The organism is Rhodococcus sp. PAMC28707 (genome assembly GCF_004795915.1).
In the GTDB taxonomy this organism is placed as follows: Bacteria; Actinomycetota; Actinomycetes; order Mycobacteriales; family Mycobacteriaceae; genus Rhodococcoides.
Window position 1 is genome coordinate 223,532 of record NZ_CP039253.1, and the last position, 15,596, is coordinate 239,127.

13 protein-coding genes, 4 tRNA genes and 1 pseudogene are annotated in these 15,596 nt (G+C 61.2%); 10 read left to right on the forward strand and 8 right to left on the reverse strand.

Annotated elements, in window-relative coordinates:
- Window position 1 precedes the first annotated feature (1 nt).
- The 4 genes from pgsA to E5720_RS00980 all read right to left on the reverse strand — a co-directional run bounded on the left by pgsA (window position 2) and on the right by E5720_RS00980 (window position 3,877).
- On the reverse strand, window positions 2-685 hold the full coding sequence (pgsA, locus tag E5720_RS00965) for a phosphatidylinositol phosphate synthase (protein ID WP_136169118.1): 684 nt from the start codon (window positions 683-685) through the stop codon (window positions 2-4).
- 25 nt (window positions 686-710) lie between these two features.
- Entirely contained in the window at window positions 711-1,253 is a 543-nt protein-coding gene (locus tag E5720_RS00970; protein WP_136169119.1) for an HIT domain-containing protein, read from the reverse strand.
- Window positions 1,254-1,255: 2 nt separating this feature from the next.
- Complete coding sequence (gene thrS / locus E5720_RS00975; protein ID WP_136169120.1) at window positions 1,256-3,319, reverse strand: threonine--tRNA ligase; 2,064 nt, start codon at window positions 3,317-3,319, stop codon at window positions 1,256-1,258.
- Window positions 3,320-3,418: 99 nt separating this feature from the next.
- A complete protein-coding gene (locus E5720_RS00980; protein ID WP_136169121.1) occupies window positions 3,419-3,877 on the reverse strand; it encodes a TIGR02611 family protein in 459 nt (152 codons plus the stop codon).
- A 375-nt stretch (window positions 3,878-4,252) separates the two neighbouring features.
- Here E5720_RS00980 and E5720_RS00985 point away from each other — a divergent pair, with 375 nt between their 5' ends.
- The 3 genes and pseudogenes from E5720_RS00985 to E5720_RS00995 form a co-directional block, all read left to right on the forward strand.
- The gene (locus tag E5720_RS00985) at window positions 4,253-5,875 is read left to right on the forward strand and encodes a hypothetical protein (RefSeq protein WP_136169122.1); all 1,623 of its coding nucleotides are present in this window, start codon (window positions 4,253-4,255) and stop codon (window positions 5,873-5,875) included.
- A 534-nt stretch (window positions 5,876-6,409) separates the two neighbouring features.
- A complete protein-coding gene (locus tag E5720_RS00990; RefSeq protein ID WP_136169123.1) occupies window positions 6,410-7,420 on the forward strand; it encodes an alpha/beta hydrolase family protein in 1,011 nt (336 codons plus the stop codon).
- 139 nt (window positions 7,421-7,559) lie between these two features.
- Window positions 7,560-7,810, forward strand: a pseudogene (locus E5720_RS00995) (hypothetical protein); the annotation flags it as partial.
- A 130-nt stretch (window positions 7,811-7,940) separates the two neighbouring features.
- Here E5720_RS00995 and E5720_RS01000 read toward each other — a convergent pair.
- Together E5720_RS01000 and E5720_RS01005 are read right to left on the reverse strand one after the other, a co-directional pair.
- Window positions 7,941-8,384, reverse strand: coding sequence for a hypothetical protein (locus E5720_RS01000; RefSeq protein ID WP_136169124.1), 444 nt, complete (start codon window positions 8,382-8,384; stop codon window positions 7,941-7,943).
- Window positions 8,385-8,687: 303 nt separating this feature from the next.
- Window positions 8,688-9,539, reverse strand: coding sequence for an alpha/beta hydrolase family protein (locus tag E5720_RS01005; protein ID WP_247596116.1), 852 nt, complete (start codon window positions 9,537-9,539; stop codon window positions 8,688-8,690).
- A 704-nt stretch (window positions 9,540-10,243) separates the two neighbouring features.
- On the opposite strand from E5720_RS01005, the gene E5720_RS01015 reads away from it, so the two are divergent.
- Window positions 10,244-10,624, forward strand: coding sequence for a hypothetical protein (locus E5720_RS01015; RefSeq protein ID WP_247596117.1), 381 nt, complete (start codon window positions 10,244-10,246; stop codon window positions 10,622-10,624).
- 880 nt (window positions 10,625-11,504) lie between these two features.
- Here E5720_RS01015 and E5720_RS01020 read toward each other — a convergent pair.
- Window positions 11,505-12,191, reverse strand: coding sequence for an LppP/LprE family lipoprotein (locus E5720_RS01020; RefSeq protein ID WP_136169126.1), 687 nt, complete (start codon window positions 12,189-12,191; stop codon window positions 11,505-11,507).
- Window positions 12,192-12,309: 118 nt separating this feature from the next.
- Between E5720_RS01020 and E5720_RS01025 the strand changes: the two genes are divergently transcribed.
- Window positions 12,310-13,737 (forward strand): glycosyltransferase 87 family protein, encoded by a 1,428-nt coding sequence (locus E5720_RS01025; RefSeq protein ID WP_247596118.1) that lies wholly within the window; start codon window positions 12,310-12,312, stop codon window positions 13,735-13,737.
- A 194-nt stretch (window positions 13,738-13,931) separates the two neighbouring features.
- Here the strand turns inward: E5720_RS01025 and E5720_RS01030 are convergent.
- Window positions 13,932-14,003, reverse strand: a tRNA-Val gene (locus E5720_RS01030).
- Window positions 14,004-14,240: 237 nt separating this feature from the next.
- On the opposite strand from E5720_RS01030, the gene E5720_RS01035 reads away from it, so the two are divergent.
- The 5 genes from E5720_RS01035 (at window position 14,241) to E5720_RS01055 (ending at window position 15,592) form a co-directional block, all read left to right on the forward strand.
- Window positions 14,241-14,312 (forward strand) — tRNA-Gly (locus E5720_RS01035).
- Window positions 14,313-14,331: 19 nt separating this feature from the next.
- A tRNA-Cys gene (locus tag E5720_RS01040) sits at window positions 14,332-14,402 on the forward strand.
- Window positions 14,403-14,443: 41 nt separating this feature from the next.
- Window positions 14,444-14,518 (forward strand) — tRNA-Val (locus tag E5720_RS01045).
- Window positions 14,519-14,660: 142 nt separating this feature from the next.
- On the forward strand, window positions 14,661-14,924 hold the full coding sequence (locus E5720_RS01050; protein WP_247596119.1) for a hypothetical protein: 264 nt from the start codon (window positions 14,661-14,663) through the stop codon (window positions 14,922-14,924).
- Window positions 14,921-15,592: an alpha/beta fold hydrolase gene (locus E5720_RS01055; protein WP_136169127.1), complete on the forward strand. Its 672-nt coding sequence runs from the start codon at window positions 14,921-14,923 to the stop codon at window positions 15,590-15,592. Before E5720_RS01050 ends, E5720_RS01055 begins: the two co-directional genes overlap by 4 nt.
- Window positions 15,593-15,596 lie beyond the last annotated feature (4 nt).

The window sequence follows — 15,596 nt, forward strand, 5'->3', positions numbered from 1 at the left end:
TCTATTCGGCCTTCCCATCGGATCCGGTTTCTGGCTGCGTGGTCGGCGGGAAGATGATCTCACGTGCACCCTCGGACCGCCGCACGGCGAGTACTCGCTGAAAGACCGTGACCACGCTCGCCGCAGCGAGAATCCACATCGCGGGATAAATCAGGCTCTGGAGCCAAGGAATGTCGAAATGGCGACCCACACCGGTCAATCCAGCACCGACGAGCACGATCACCAGACGGTCCGGGCGTTCTATCCAACCACCGTCGGCCGACAGACCTGATGCTTCGGCACGCGCCTTGGCGTAGGAGATGACCTGCGAGGTGACGAGGCAGATCAGCGTTGCGATCAGCAACGGCTTATCGTTCTCGGTGAACACGGCCCACCAGGCGAGGCCACCGAAAATCGCACCATCGGCGACCCGGTCGCAGGTGGCGTCGAGAACCGCGCCGTACTTGGTGCCACCACCTCTGGCCCGAGCCATTGCGCCATCGAGCATGTCGAACAAGACGAACAAGGTGATGACGACTGATCCCCACCACAGGTAGCCGCCCGGGAACAGCGTCACCGCGGCCGCCACTGTCGCGACCGTTCCGATCAGCGTCACCGAGTTCGGCGTCAGCCCGGTGCTGTTCAGCGCCTTACCCAGCGGGGCGGTCAGCTTCGATACCGAAGCCCGTCCGAAGACACTCAGCATGACGACGTCCCGTCGCCGCGCCGACTCATTCGTTCCATGCCGATGCCAGCAGAGCACGAGTCTCGCGTAGCAACTGAGGCATCACCTTGGTGCCGCCGATCACGGTGATGAAATTCGCATCGCCTCCCCATCGGGGAACGATGTGCTGATGCAGATGCTCGGACAACGAACCGCCCGCAGCAGCACCGAGGTTGAGGCCCACGTTGAAGCCGTGTGGCCGTGACACCCTTTTGATCACGCGAATGGTGTGCTGAGTGAACTCCATCAATTCTGCACTCTCGGCCGAGGTGAGATCCTCGAGCGCGGCAACACGCCGGTACGGCACAACCATCGTGTGCCCGGGGTTGTACGGATAGAGATTGAGTACGGCATACACCTGCTCGCCCCGTGCGACGACAAGACCATCCTCGTCACTCATCTGCGGAATGTCGGAGAACGGTTCGCTCGACTGATTTTTAGCCCCGGGCGCCTCGGCGATGTACGACATCCGATGCGGGGTCCACAACCGCTGCAGACGATCGGGATGACCGAGACCGGTGTCGACGATCGCCGAATCCTGTTCGGGCATTGTCAGCTCACTCCTGAAGTGTCGGGAACAAAGAGCGCGGCAGTAGGAGATGTATTGGTGCGTGCGGTAATCCAGCCGGCGATCAGCGATACCGCATCAGCGGTCGGGACACCGTTGACCTGTGTGCCGTCACGGAAACGGAAACTGACAGCACCTGCCTCGACATCGCGCTCTCCTGCCAGGAGCATGAAAGGAACCTTCTGCGCGGTCTGGTTGAAGATCTTCTTCTGCATGCGATCGTCGCTCGCGTCGACCTCGGCACGTATCCCGAGCTTCTTCAAGTCGGCAATCACGGAGAACAAATGGTCTTGATGGACTTCTGCGACGGGGATACCGACGACCTGTACCGGCGACAGCCACGCTGGGAACGCTCCAGCGTAATGCTCTGTCAGTAGGCCGAAGAATCGCTCGATGGAACCGAACAGAGCCCGGTGAATCATGACCGGACGCTCCTTCGTCCCACCGGACGCGGTGTACTCGAGCTCGAACCTCTCGGGCAAGTTGAAATCGAGTTGAATGGTCGACATCTGCCAGGTTCGACCGAGAGCGTCCCTGGCCTGCACCGAGATCTTCGGACCGTAGAACGCGGCACCACCCGGATCCGGCACCAAGTCCAGGCCCGATGCGGCAGCGACCTCGGCGAGAGTGTTCGTTGCTTCCTCCCACACCTCGTCGCTTCCCACGGACTTCTCCGGGTTACGGGTCGACAGTTCGAGATAGAACTCGTCGAGCCCGTAGTCCTTCAGGAGGCCGAGCACAAATTCCAGTGCCCGAGTGAGCTCGTCGTGCATCTGATCCCGTGTACAGAAGATGTGAGCATCGTCCTGAGTCATTCCGCGCACACGAGTGAGTCCGTGGATCACACCGGACTTCTCGTACCGATACACCGACCCGAATTCGAACAAGCGCAGTGGCAGTTCGCGATACGACCGACCCCGCGAGCGGAAGATCAAGTTGTGCATCGGACAATTCATCGGCTTGAGGTAGTAATCCTGGCCGGGCTTGCGCACCGCACCATCCTCATCGAGTTCGGCGTCGAGATGCATCGCGGGAAACATACCGTCGCGGTACCAATCCAAATGACCGGAAACCTCGTACAGATGACCCTTGGTGATGTGTGGAGTGTTGACGAACTCGTAGCCCTCTTCGATATGACGTTGCCGTGAGTAGTTCTCGAGCTCGTTTCGGATCACTCCACCCTTCGGGTGGAATACTGGAAGACCGGAGCCCAGCTCGTCCGGGAAGCTGAACAAGTCGAGCTCCGAACCCAACTTGCGGTGGTCTCGGCGCTCGGCTTCCGCCAGCAACTCGAGGTGCTTGTCCAGCGCCTCGGTCGACTCCCAGGCAGTGCCGTAGATCCGCTGCAGGTCCGCATTGTCCTGGTTTCCGCGCCAGTATGCGGCGGAGCTACGAGTCAATTTGAACGCCGGCACGTATTTGGTCGTCGGGATATGCGGCCCGCGGCACAAATCCCCCCAGATGCGTTCTCCGGTTCGGGGATTCAAGTTGTCGTACGCGGTGAGTTCGCCGCCGCCGATTTCCATGATCTCGGGATCGTCGATACCGGACTTGTCGTTCACGAGCTCGAGCTTGTAGGGCTCGTTGGCGAGCTCTTCGCGTGCCTGGTCGATCGACTCGTACACCCGCCGCGAGAATCGCTGGCCTGCCTTGACGATCTGCTTCATCTTCTTTTCGAGAGCAGTCAGATCCTCGGGAGTGAAAGGAGTCTTCACGTCGAAGTCGTAGTAGAAGCCGTCCTTGATGAAGGGACCGATTCCCAGTTTGGCGTCCGGAAAGAGTTCTTGAACGGCCTGCGCGAGGACGTGTGCGGCCGAATGACGGATGACGCTTCGCCCGTCTTCGGTGTTCGCGGCCACCGGCTCGACCTCGGCATCGCCCTCAGGAGCCCACGACAGGTCGCGAAGGTGGCCTTCGGCGTCTCGGACCACCACGATGGCGTCGGGCCCCTTGTTCGGGAGACCGGTGTCCCGTAACGCCGTTCCAGCGGTCGTTCCAGCCGGCACCATGATGCGGGCGGGTGAGACGTCTGTTGCGGGCATGGTCACGGCGATGTACTCCTCGATAGGTCATTTCGGTCGGGTGAGACCGAAGGACAGCCTATCGGGAACTCACTTCGGACTCTTACCTCACTCCGGCCTGCATGGTCAGAGTGGGCTCGCGAGCCAGTGCCAGTCCGGCCCGATCCAACCGGTGACCAGATACAGACCGCCGATCAACCACAACGTAGCGAGGACAATACCCGCGGTGAGCAGCACTCCAAGTGCCCTGAAGGCGATCGGCTGTCGCGAGAACCATTCCATGAATCTGTCGTACTTCCCGCGGACGACCTGCAGGAGCCGATGTGCCCAGGTGAACTCGGAAGCCAGGATTCCCAGACCGGCGAAGACGATCAGCCAGCCCGGACCCGGGTACGGGATTGCAATGATGCCGAGAACCAGGACCGCCAGCCCGACGACGCCGATCACGATACGATAGGTCAGGTCGAGCGCCGCATTCGACCCGATCTTGTCGCGAAGTCGCTGTCTCCGCCGAGAGAGGCGATCGAGAACACTGTCCTCGTCGCCTGTCTCCGCCTGATCGGTGCGAACGTCGTCGGCTGCCACGGTCCCAGATTAGACGAATCCAAAACCCAGGCTCGGAACATCCGACTCCGGAACATAGAACGCCCCGAACATCGAACAAGCCCCTGCCAGTACGGGGTGGGACGCTTACCCAATCCTGTGGTCCCGGCTGGGCGCTCCAGGGCCCACGGAGCGCCCACCGGATCGAGGACGGCTGCCGCAACCCGGAGATCGTCAAACCCGACAGAAGCCGGGGCAGAGATCGGTCGAGAGCGCAGAACTCTCCACCGTCCATCGTCGTATCGCAGAATTGGACACCGAACTCGCCTACTCGTTTGCCCCAAAACGTATTCGCCTACCGCTCTTCTCGACCGCCGGCCGCATCGCCGATGTGCTGCTACCCACTTCGGCACGGCGATGACCGATCAAACCGTCGACGGCGATCTCCGTGACATGATCTGGCCCATGTTGGACAATCGATCGGTCCGCGGCAGGTTCGGGCTTGTTGCGGCGTTGACTACGGCCTCGATCTTCGTCGCGTCGGGTGCCGCGTCGGCAACCCCGGAGGGCGGCATCGGATCCGTGGGCACTGGTTCGTTGGGCCCTGGCTCCCAGGGTGAGTCGGTGCTGACCCCGCAGGGTAGTACCCGGCAAGTGCCGGCCGACTTCTTCGGACTCAACGGTGCACGCATCATTGCTCCTGAAAATGCTGCCCAATGGCACGATCCGGTTTTCCGACAAGCACTGGGCGGCCTCGGGGCAGGGTTGCTGCGCGTGCAAGGCGGGACCACTTCGCAGTGGATCGACTGGCGAACCGGCCTTTTCGACGAACGTGAGGGCAGTTTCTTCATCGGTCAGAACGAAAGCAGGCAGCCGCTGCTGCTCGATGACTGGGCGCAGTTGGTACGTGAAACCGGAACCACCCCCGTCTTCGACTTGAACGTGCTCACGTCAACTCTCGACGAGCAGATCGAAATGCTCAGGGCTGCACAGCAGTTGGGAATGGAGGTCAGATACGTTGAGCTGGGTAACGAACTATGGGACCCGGGCAAGTATTACGAGCAGATATACCCGACCGGTGCCGACTACGCGAAGGCTATGAATAGCTGGGTTGTTGCGCTGCGGGCACAGTTTCCGGGCATCGAGATTGCAGTCTCCGGCGCTGACGACTCTTCGGCGATCACGTTGGTCCTCGGCGAGCGTCTGCAACAGTGGAACGACGGACTGTACGCGAACATCATCGATGCGGACGCCGTCGCGATCCATCCATACTGGGTACCCGACCCGATCCAGGCCGACATCGGCGCGACAGTCGCAGGTGGAACCGTAGCTTGGAATGCCTTCTCGGAGAAGGTACTCACAAAGGTCCCACCGTCGATGTCGGTCTGGTTGTCCGAGTACAACCAGATCAACCTGCCGTTGGGCGAAATCCCGGGATTTCCCCCGGACTTGATTCCGGGGGTGCCGCAAACCTGGGCCGTCGGACTCGGCGTGGCGAGTTTCGCGCTGGGCACTCTTACCGAACCGAGGGTAACCATGTCGGTCATCCATGCGGCTCTCGACGGGCAACCGTCGGAACGATCACGGGCAGCAAACGGTAACGAGGAGATCCATGCCGTCCTCGCGGACGGCTCCGGTGGTTCGACGGAATTCGGGCGTACAGCGATCAACGAGGTCTTGACGCCGATCTACGGTCGCGCGCGAGGTGGGGCAACAGTTCAGGCTTTGCGGGCAGATTCGGCGCCCACGGTGAATGCTGCACTACTCTCACCGCTCGGTGTCTCGCAGGTACCGGCGGTAGTCGGAACGACGTTCTTGGGCGATGATCCCGGTGCCTTTCTGGTCAATTTGAGCGATCGGCCCATACAAGTCACTCTGCCGTCGACATTGCCGGCCACTCTGAGGGCGGACACATTGACCGCGCCGCCGCTGTCGAATCCGGCGTTCACACCGGTCGACACTGTCAGCAGTTCCCGTACCGTCGTGACTGGGAAAATGGTGCTGGCTCCCTATTCGTTGACCGAGCTTTCCATCGATTGAAAGACCCTCCGAATTGGTGGCCTGTCCACCCTGTGGGATAGAAGCCCTAAGGTTCCGAGGCCAATCACATGCCGGTGAACCACTGTGCCAGCCAACACGGATTCGCGAACCTGTCGCCCTGATCGGCGCCGAGACGAAGAAGCTTTTCATGCAGCGCGTAAGGCTGCGAACGCTCGACCGTCGGGCCTTGGAGGTCGTTGTAGCCAGTTGCCCTGCCCTCAGCGCGTTTTCGGTCCGCGACAATGTCCGTGTCCTAGTCACCTGTGTCCCCCACGTCGGCTCTCTGCAATACAGCGACTACATGAGGACCGACTCGAGCCATCGACGAAGTATGAATAGTGCCGATAGTTCATCCACCTGGGTTTGATCACGTGCGTGGTTCGAAAGGTGCCTCGTAACGAAACCACACGGACTTTCAGACATAAGGTGTCGAAGATAGATCAACCGCACCTACCCACGCACCGGTTCCCGTAGGTGCACTCAACCGCTATAACGGAGCCAACCAAGGCCCGTGGACTGGACTCGACTTCGCACATGCAACTACCTTCACTCCGCACCCGATCGGCACTGCGCAACGCCGCCATGGCCGTCGCCGCAGCGCTGACGATGACCGTGTTCGGCGGCGTCGCCACAGCCCAGACCAACGACACATCGGCAGTATCGTCTATCGACAAGGACCGTCGAACCTGGAGCTTGCAGGTGTATTCGGCCGCGATGGACAAGGACATCACCGTCCAGGTGCAGCGCCCGGTCGATGAATCCGAGCCGGCACCCAACCTGTACCTCCTCAGCGGACTCGACGCCGGCGAGGGCTCCGCCAGTTGGCAGCAGCAAACCGATGCGTTGGGCTTTCTCTCCGACAAGCAGGTCAACGTCGTTCTCCCCATCGGGGGACGCGGCAGCTACTACGCAGACTGGCGCCAGGAAGATCCCAAGCTGGGCGTCAACAAGTGGCAAACTTTTCTCACCAAGGAGTTGCCGCCGATACTCGACAGCGCGCTCGGTTCTACAGGCCTGAATTCTCTCGCGGGCCTATCCACGTCCGGAACTTCGGTTCTGCAGATGGCAGAGTCGGCCCCCGGGCTGTTCAAGACCGTCGCCGCCTACAGCGGGTGTGCACAAATCGCCGATCCCATCGGTCGACAGTTCCTGAAGCTTCCGGTCGAAACCTGGGCGGGCGGTAACACCGTCAACATGTACGGCCCGGACGACGATCCAGCATGGGCCGAGAACGACCCGGTCATCAACGCCGAGAAGCTACGCGGGACCAACCTCTACATCTCCAGTGGGAGTGGCATTCCCCAGCCCGAGGACGTGCAGTACTACACCGAAGGTAACGGCCCGCAAGGCGTCGTCAACCTCGGCCTCGGCATGGTCATCGAGGGCGCGACCAACTACTGCTCGCACAACCTGATGAACAAACTGAACGAGCTCGAAATCCCTGCCACATACCAGTTCCCACCGGTCGGCACTCACTACTGGCCGTACTGGGAAGACGCACTCCATGACTCATGGCCACTACTGGCTCGAGGCATGGGGATCTGAGCGAGCAGCAGTGAGTGAGGAGGCGGGCAGCGACCGCCCGCTCCCTCTTTTTTTCTGAGCATCAGCGAGTACTTCGCCACTTCTCACTCCCGCCCGAACATCGTCCGCGATGGCCTTTCAGCATGAGCGCCCGCGCCTGATCGCATCGGCGGCAGCGAACCTGGCACCGAAGTTGACGACGTTGATCGCGGCGATGTGCGCGGGTGCGCGGGTGCGCGGGTGCGCGGGTGCGCGGGTGCCGACAGTATCGACGATATCGACCTCCTCCGATCCGGCGGCACGAAACACCTCTTCGACTCCGTCTATGCACCCTCGACCATCGGAACATTGCTGCGCAAGTTCACCTTCGGTCGCAATAGGCAACTCGAATCCGTCCTCCACGAACACCTCGTCGCTCCCAGGAATGCTCGAACTGCGGACACACCTGCCCAGAGAATCGTGATGAACAGACTCGCTTCCGGTATCAGGTCTGCGATTTCGAGGGCTATATGGACGCGGACTTCTGCTCGGTCCGAGCGGGCTATGGGTTGAGAAGCCCCACAGCAGGCAAACCAATGGGAATAGGGGACGTCACAGCGGTGGCCCAGATGCCGACGGGCCCGTTCCCTGTAGTGATGGTCGTAGGTGTCGACCCGACAACCGTGGCACCGCTGGCCCCATTCGCGAAGTTGATCCACCGAACCGACAAATCTTGGGTGAACCCAGCGCACCGTGGTCCCAGCGGGTTGCACATCGGACCAGCACTGAAGCGGACGTTGCCGGTTCCATTCGTGGCGGCGTCGAGTATCTCGTAACCGAAGGGGAACGGGTCGCCTGCGACGAAGTCGGTTCGGAAGGTGTGCGAGGTGAACGCCGGTTCGTCCACCGGTGCGGCCGCCGCGGGAGCGGTGCCCACTACTGCGGCACCTGCCAATGCACACCCAACCACGGCAGAGCGAATGAGATTCGTGCGACGTGAAAACATCGATGACTCCTCGGGTCCGCGCTGTGTGTGCCGTAGCAATACGGAGCCACCGTACCGCTGCACGTGGATCAGGATCAGGAAATCGTTTGCGGCGGACACTCTCGTCGTCTCGTTGCCGGCAAAGAAGACGAACGCAGTGAAATTCGATCGAGCGAGTCACTGGTGTGAGGTGGTGTACGAGCGAATCAAGAGAACGGCTACGTGCCTAGTAAGGCACCAATAACCACGGTAGCCGGCGCCGCGACGAAAGAGATGCGTGTAATCCACACGGATACTGCGCTGAACGTCAGTCCGATGGCACCACTATCGAGTGTGCAAGGCAGGGGCAAGGGTGGTGCGCCAGGCTTCGCGGAGCTGGTCTTCGAACAGTCCCCAGGTATGCGCGCCTTCAGCGCGCATCGACACCATTGCCGGCACCCCCTGCACTCGCAGCGCGTCGACGAAGATGCCGGTGCAATAGTGCATCAACGCTTCGACTGCCATTCCCCCGAACGGAGGCATGGCTCCGGCTGGAATCTGGTCCACCGGCCCTGGATTTCCCTGCGAGGCAGAGACATACACCGCAGTTCCGCGTAGCCGCTCGACATTGACGGCCGGGTCGTGCTCACGCCAGCCCGGGCTTCCCGGTAGACCCCACATGTTGAACGGATTGTTCAATCCTCCCGCGATCATTGCCGATATCCCTGCTACGGCAAGGGGGTCCGAGGGGGCCGGGCAGCCGCTGAACGAGGCAGCGGCATCGAAGACATCCGGAGCTTGAATCGCCAGGTCCAATGCCGGGCCGCCGGACATCGACACCCCCGCTACAGCCCGGCGCCCGTTCGAGCCGTACGCGGCGTCGATCGCCGCCGGCAGTTCCCGGGTGAGGTAGGTCTGCCAGCGGTTGGTCCCTAGTATCGGATCCGGTGCCTGCCAATCGGTGTAGAAACTGAACCGGCCCCCGATCGGTAGCACCACCGTCACGTTCTTGTCTGCGAAGAACCCTTCGACACCGGAATTGTTGAGCCACCCCACCCCGTCCTCGTTACCCAAGGCCCCGTTGAGCAGAACCAGCGACGGGGTTACCCCACCGGATGCGGGACGGAGAACTTCGTTGGCGATGACCCTGTTCATCGACGGTGAAAACACCTCGAGAACCTCTCGAGACGCAGACACCGGACGCCGTTCCACCATCTGTTCAATCTCTGCCGAGCCGGAACCGGGCGGTTGCGCATGCGCTGGGACCACGACAGAAGCCATCGTCGTGACCGCGGCGGCAACCACGGCAACCGCTTTCGGCCACTTGCACTTCGTACCGGGCTTCCGACTCGATTTCTGTCTCATTGGCCACATACGCACCAAACGAGCATTGCACGAGGATCGTTTCCCTCCGCTAACGATCGAGTCACAAAACCGTTCGCTCCGTCCGTGTCGAGACTGGCGGTGAGCGACGAGGCCGGGTTTCTTGGCGGCCACCGCGGCTGGCCGCCAGATTTACGTGACCGACCATCTGGAATATGATGCGGACACCTTGGCCAGCGAATGGCCGTGATAGCGAGCAACAACTGCCGGTACCAGTCCCGGAGCACTACTTCCCGGGCGACGATCTCCCCGCCATCCCACTCAACTGCTGTCACGGTCACGGGAACCTGTTGTACGCCAATGGCTCAATTACTGCGTCTACCAGTAGACATCGTTTGATCCAGATGCGGCGTAAGCGTCAGCCTGTTCCGGTCGACACCACCGTCGAGTCCACCCGTTGCAGTGAAACCGGGGTGTGGATGGAAATTGCAGTTCCGAGGCACGGCGTAGCCCTCTGTGTCAGGATCGGGTGCGGCACAGCAATTGACGTATCGTGGCTCACCAGCGAAAGGGTCTCCATGCGGAGCACAATTAGCGCGGTAGCACGGGTTACCACCGTCGTCGTGTCGGGTCTGGCGTTCGCGACGATCGTCGGCTCTGGCATTGCCCAGGCTGCCCCTCGAGACTGCACCATCCAGCGGGATGCCTTCGGCGCGAGTGCAACCTGCCATGACAACGATGCTCCGCCGGGTAGAGAGTACTTCCTCAGCATCGACTGTTGGGGTCTTCATGGCATCCCCAATGCCTTCCCGTTCTATGCGGTCGGGCCCTACACCGCGTCTACTCGCTCATTCTTACCAACGGATCAGGCATCGGCTAACTGCAGCACGAGTTGGGGTGCACCCGCGTTGAACGTCGGCGTGGTCACCAACGCCCACGTGGAGATCTATCGCCAGTAAAGCTCGGCGAGCATCGTTGGCGCGGCTTGAAACCGTCGGCAGGTGTAAATCTGACGCCTGGTGCTCTGCCTCGAATTCGTGGCGCCACAACATCTCTCCGCTTCGACGCGCGGACTGAGCCGGCTGCGCCAGTGACAGAAACCTTTGGGTTCCAGCGGTGATTGCAACTCCCCTGATCATAAGGGATGTCACTCGCTGTTCCTGTCCATTCTCATCGAATGGTTCCTGAAATTTTTCAGACGCTCTGGGCCCGGGTGGCCAGAGACTGGACTCCCTCGACCCTCGTGGAGTTCAACATCGAACCTCTCGCCTCGGGTGGCGGGACCCTTTACGTAACCGCGAGCGGATTCGGTGCTTTCTCAACATCATCCCGACCGGCCACGATCGCATCGAGTTGATGTTCGCGGACACCGAGCCACGGGTGAAAGCTCGCGCTCGCGCCGCGTACCCGGACTATCCACGCAGGGGCCGACCTCGGTGGCGACGTCGTCTTCTGGGAGCCGACGATCCTGTGCGCAAAGGTCACGCCGAACATGCGCCGACCTTCTGCTACCGCTACGATTACGCGCCGCGCTTGCTGAACTTCAGCGGCTTTCACGCCACCCTGGCAACGAACTGCTGGCAGTGTTCGGCATGGCGAACGACCTACTCGGTCGCGCCGCGACACTTCTCGGTGGTCTCGCCGGATTGCTGGCGGTCACGGACACGAAAACCGTCGCATCGACCGAACTTCGCGCGCCACGGTGTTCCTGAATCTACATGGCCCGCTTGCGCAACGGAAAGACGCGAGACGCTGATCATCGATCACCGGTCCCGCGTCGAATCCAATCCATCGAGTGATCGTCGCTATGCGCAGCTGAGCTACCACTACCGTCGAAAGTCAACCGAAGTTGTACACCTCGGTCGGCACCGGTACGTCCGACACGACGTTCGAGCCGTCCCAGCTGAACGTCACGTCCGCATTGCCCTGCGGGCAGCAGTTCGGCTCGTCGCCCACCAGCCACGAATAGTGCACGTTCACCGAATCATCGGTGCTACCGGATATCGATGTGAACGCGGACGGGCTCGGGGTAGCTAGCCGGGCGAACTTGTTGGCGTGAAAAAACATGATGTTTTCGGGCGAACTACCGGTGCCGCTGGGGGTCTCGGCGACCGCCCACGTGAGCGTCGGGCAGTTCGGCATTGCCGCCGTTGTGTGTTCACCGATTTCGTAGTAGTCGCTTCCCGGCGGCGGGCCCAACGTGGCTATGACGTTCTGCACCAGGTCGGAACTAGTGTCCAAGCACGGATTCCCTTGGTCCACCGGCACCGCCGCCGATGGATCCGTCGGGTTGTCCACCGGCGTCGGCGGAGGTGGCCCGTCCGGAGTCGCCGGGGCACCCGACTCGCCACGCCGGGCCGACGCACCTACCGAACCGCTCACCTGGGTGGGTGCAGATGTCTGCGACTTCACCGCATCGACTGTGCTGGTTGCAGCCGCCCCCACACTGCCGTCGTCGGAACATCCGGTCGCCAAAGCCAGCACCACAGCTGCAGCTAATGCTGCGTGCACAAGTGTCTTCATCATCCCCTCGGTCCTCCCGACTGTCGGACGACCGCCATTCACCGTCGCTCAACAGGTCTCTCGCATTGGACGGGGCGACTGTTACGCCCATTACGTAACGAATTCATCCAGTAGGCAGGACATGCGCCGGTACGCCAGCACCTTCCCGCCGGTTTGGCAGGTAACCCTCGGATATCCCGAAGTCCTTCGCTATCTGGGACAACGGGACGAGGTCACTTTCATCGAAGGCGACCTCGCCCACAGGATCCGCCCGCCGCTGTCCGGAGTGTCTGTCGGTCACGCCGGCATCACACCTGGCATATTCCATAACATGGTGAACGAACTGCACCGTCCGGATCGGGCGGATGCGGAGGGGCACCCGACGTGGCTTCTCGCACTACTAGGGGTCGCTGCAGCCGTGGCCTTTGTCGCGCATGACAGATTGTTGTCCTTCGAGCAGTTCTACGGTCTCTTCGGTAACGGCATCGACGCGGTGGTGTACCGGTACGGAGGCCATACAGTCCTGGAAAGTGAGCCGCTGTATACCTTCATGCTCGAGGATGCGTTGCCGTTCACGTATCCGCCATTCGCTGCGCTGATTTTCGCTCCGCTAGCTTATTTGTCCGTCGCTGGTGCGCAAACGCTTGTGGCGGTACTCAATATCGGACTCTTGTATATGGCCGTTCACCTGAGCTGGCGTCAATTGGGATACGAGAACACGACGCGTCTACGCCTACTGAGCATGTTTCTGGCAGTCGTTTTCACATGGCTGGAACCTGTGCGGATGACGATCTGGCTCGGACAGATCAACTTACTGCTGCTCGTGTTGGTGCTGTGGGATCTCGGACGGCCGGCAGGCAGCCGCCTGCGTGGAGTCGGCGTAGGTATCGCCGCAGGGCTGAAACTGACCCCGGCCTTGTTCATCGTGCTTCTCGCCGTAGTCCGAGATACCCGAGCGTTCATTTGTGCCTCGGTGACGTTTGTCACCACGATCATCGTGGGATTCGTTGTGATCCCGGGCGACTCCTGGACTTACTGGACGGGGACCATCGTCCGATCGGATCGAATCGGACTGATCTCTTCACCGGCCAACCAGTCGATTCGCGGCATTCTGGCCCGTATGTTGCACACCGAGAATCCGCCGACGGTGTTGTGGATCGCGTGCGCCGGCGTAGTAGCCGTAGGTGGATTGTGGGCCGCCCACATAGCTCACAGTCGCGGTGAACACTTGCTTGCTCTAACCATCTGCGGCCTGACAGCCCCCATGATTTCGCCTTTCTCGTGGGGCCATCACTGGGTATGGACCGTCCCTTTGATAATTCTGACCTTGCATTACGCAGCGCGCATCAGGACGTGGCGGTCAGCCGTCCTGCCCGTCGTGCTCGTTCTTCCCTTGCTCGCCTGGTACAAGATTTATCCAGACGGGACGGTCGCGATCGGCATTTTCATGACCCCCGGCATCGCAGTCGTTCGTGTCGCTGCGCAAACTGCATATCCGATCGTCTACCTTCTGATGCTCACCATTGCAGTGGTGAGTCTGGCCCGCCGACCGGTGAGGTCGCCGATCTGAAGACCGGGGAGAGCAGCGGCAGAAGACATGTCGGAACTCCAGATTTACTGGTGCCAAGTTGCGGCGATGCCAGGGCAAATTGTCGCAGAACCAGCAGCGTCCTCAGAGATCCCCGATTGTTGGGCCCACGGGCCCAACAATCGGGACCACCTGAAACGCAAAGAAACCGCCTGCTTCCAGGCGGTTTCTTGTTGTGGTCCCGGCTGGGATCGAACCAGCGACCTTCCGCGTGTGAAGCGGACGCTCTCCCACTGAGCCACGGGACCATTCGTCGTCTGATCACGACATGCGTGATCGGACGAGGCAAACGTTAACACGGCTCTCACCCGTATCTCGACTCGGCCTTATCCCCTTCTCCGGACGCCATCTACGACCCTCGATTGCCGGTTCGTGCCACCTTTGCCTCTAAAAACCGCTTCTGACCACGCGATTTGTGAGTTCGTCTTCCGTTGGTCTAATGTTTTGACCGCACCGCAGAGAGAGCAACTGCCTCTGAGGAGCATGCGGATGTGGCGCAGTGGTAGCGCATCACCTTGCCAAGGTGAGGGTCGCGGGTTCGAATCCCGTCATCCGCTCGAGGGACTAGGGCCCGTTGGTGGAGTGGCCGAGTGGTGAGGCAACGGCCTGCAAAGCCGTGCACACGGGTTCGATTCCCGTCTCCACCTCGTAACGAAGCGAAGGTTCCCGACCTTCAACTTCTGATCTTGCGCGATTAGCTCAGCGGGAGAGCGCTTCCCTGACACGGAAGAGGTCACTGGTTCAATCCCAGTATCGCGCACCACACGAATAGACCCCGGCCGAAGCGGCCGGGGTCTTTTTTGTGCCTTCAGGCCTGTCCAGATGTTTACCGCCGATCGCGAGTGGTGATTCACGTCATAAACGTGCACTCTGGTTTCAAGCCCGCGATCGAAAGGACGTCTCCGATGGCCGACGACAATCAACCGAGCACCGAGGGCAGCGAACCTCAGGTCAGTTCCGATGCGCACAAGCGTGCGCAGGACGAGGTGGCCGGCATCGACGCCAAGTACGAGCCGGGTTCGAGACCGACGGTTGTTCTTCCTGGCACGAACGGAATGGTGTCGGGTACGGCCTTCGCCGACATGGTCGATGACGAAGGAAACTTGAAAGAAGACCATTCCGAAGACACCGCCGGCCGCACGTCGACGAATGGCCACCAGGACGAATGACCGAAGGAACCGACGACGTCTACGTACCCGAGTTCATCGACGTAGCGGAGGTGCGCGGATTCCTGCACGCGTCGTCGGGTCCCTCGGCGGGATCCCTCGCGCTGACTCATGGCGCAGGTGGAAACGTCGACTCTCCTCTCCTCGTCGCTTCAGCCGATGCATGGTCGGCACGAGGATTCACCGTTCTACGGTTCGATCTGGCGTTCCGACGTCGAAAGCCATCCGGTCCCCCGCATCCGTCGAAGGCCGACGCCGACCGCGCGTCGGTCGAAGCAGCGGTGACGTACCTCGGCCGGCGCGGCGGCCCCATTCTGCTCGGTGGCCACTCGTACGGGGGTCGGCAGGCATCGATGCTTGTCGCCGAAAAGCCGGAACTGGTCGATGGGCTGATTCTGATGTCGTATCCGTTGCACCCGCCCGGCAAACCGGAGAAGGCCCGCACTGCGCATCTTCCCCAGCTGCGCACTCGAACGATGTTCGTACACGGCACGAAGGACCCGTTCGGTTCACCCGCTGAGCTGTCCGATGCAATCGCGTCGGTGCCTGCTCATACCGCCACGATCGAGATTTCAGGTGCAGGCCACGATCTGTCGGCAGAAAAATATGGAGTGGCCGATCTCGTTGTCGAGAAAGCGTTCGAATTCTTCGACGCGGGGTCCTGGAGTTAGGCGA

Excerpts from the sequence above, each read along its gene's own strand:
- pgsA (WP_136169118.1), bottom strand. The coding sequence starts at position 685 with ATGCTGAGTGTCTTCGGACGGGCTTCGGTATCGAAGCTGACCGCCCCG.
- E5720_RS00970 (WP_136169119.1), bottom strand. The coding sequence starts at position 1,253 with ATGCCCGAACAGGATTCGGCGATCGTCGACACCGGTCTCGGTCATCCC.
- E5720_RS00985 (WP_136169122.1), top strand. The coding sequence starts at position 4,253 with ATGACCGATCAAACCGTCGACGGCGATCTCCGTGACATGATCTGGCCC.
- E5720_RS00990 (WP_136169123.1), top strand. The coding sequence starts at position 6,410 with ATGCAACTACCTTCACTCCGCACCCGATCGGCACTGCGCAACGCCGCC.
- E5720_RS01000 (WP_136169124.1), bottom strand. The coding sequence starts at position 8,384 with ATGTTTTCACGTCGCACGAATCTCATTCGCTCTGCCGTGGTTGGGTGT.
- E5720_RS01015 (WP_247596117.1), top strand. The coding sequence starts at position 10,244 with ATGCGGAGCACAATTAGCGCGGTAGCACGGGTTACCACCGTCGTCGTG.
- E5720_RS01020 (WP_136169126.1), bottom strand. The coding sequence starts at position 12,191 with ATGATGAAGACACTTGTGCACGCAGCATTAGCTGCAGCTGTGGTGCTG.
- E5720_RS01025 (WP_247596118.1), top strand. The coding sequence starts at position 12,310 with ATGCGCCGGTACGCCAGCACCTTCCCGCCGGTTTGGCAGGTAACCCTC.
- E5720_RS01050 (WP_247596119.1), top strand. The coding sequence starts at position 14,661 with ATGGCCGACGACAATCAACCGAGCACCGAGGGCAGCGAACCTCAGGTC.
- E5720_RS01055 (WP_136169127.1), top strand. The coding sequence starts at position 14,921 with ATGACCGAAGGAACCGACGACGTCTACGTACCCGAGTTCATCGACGTA.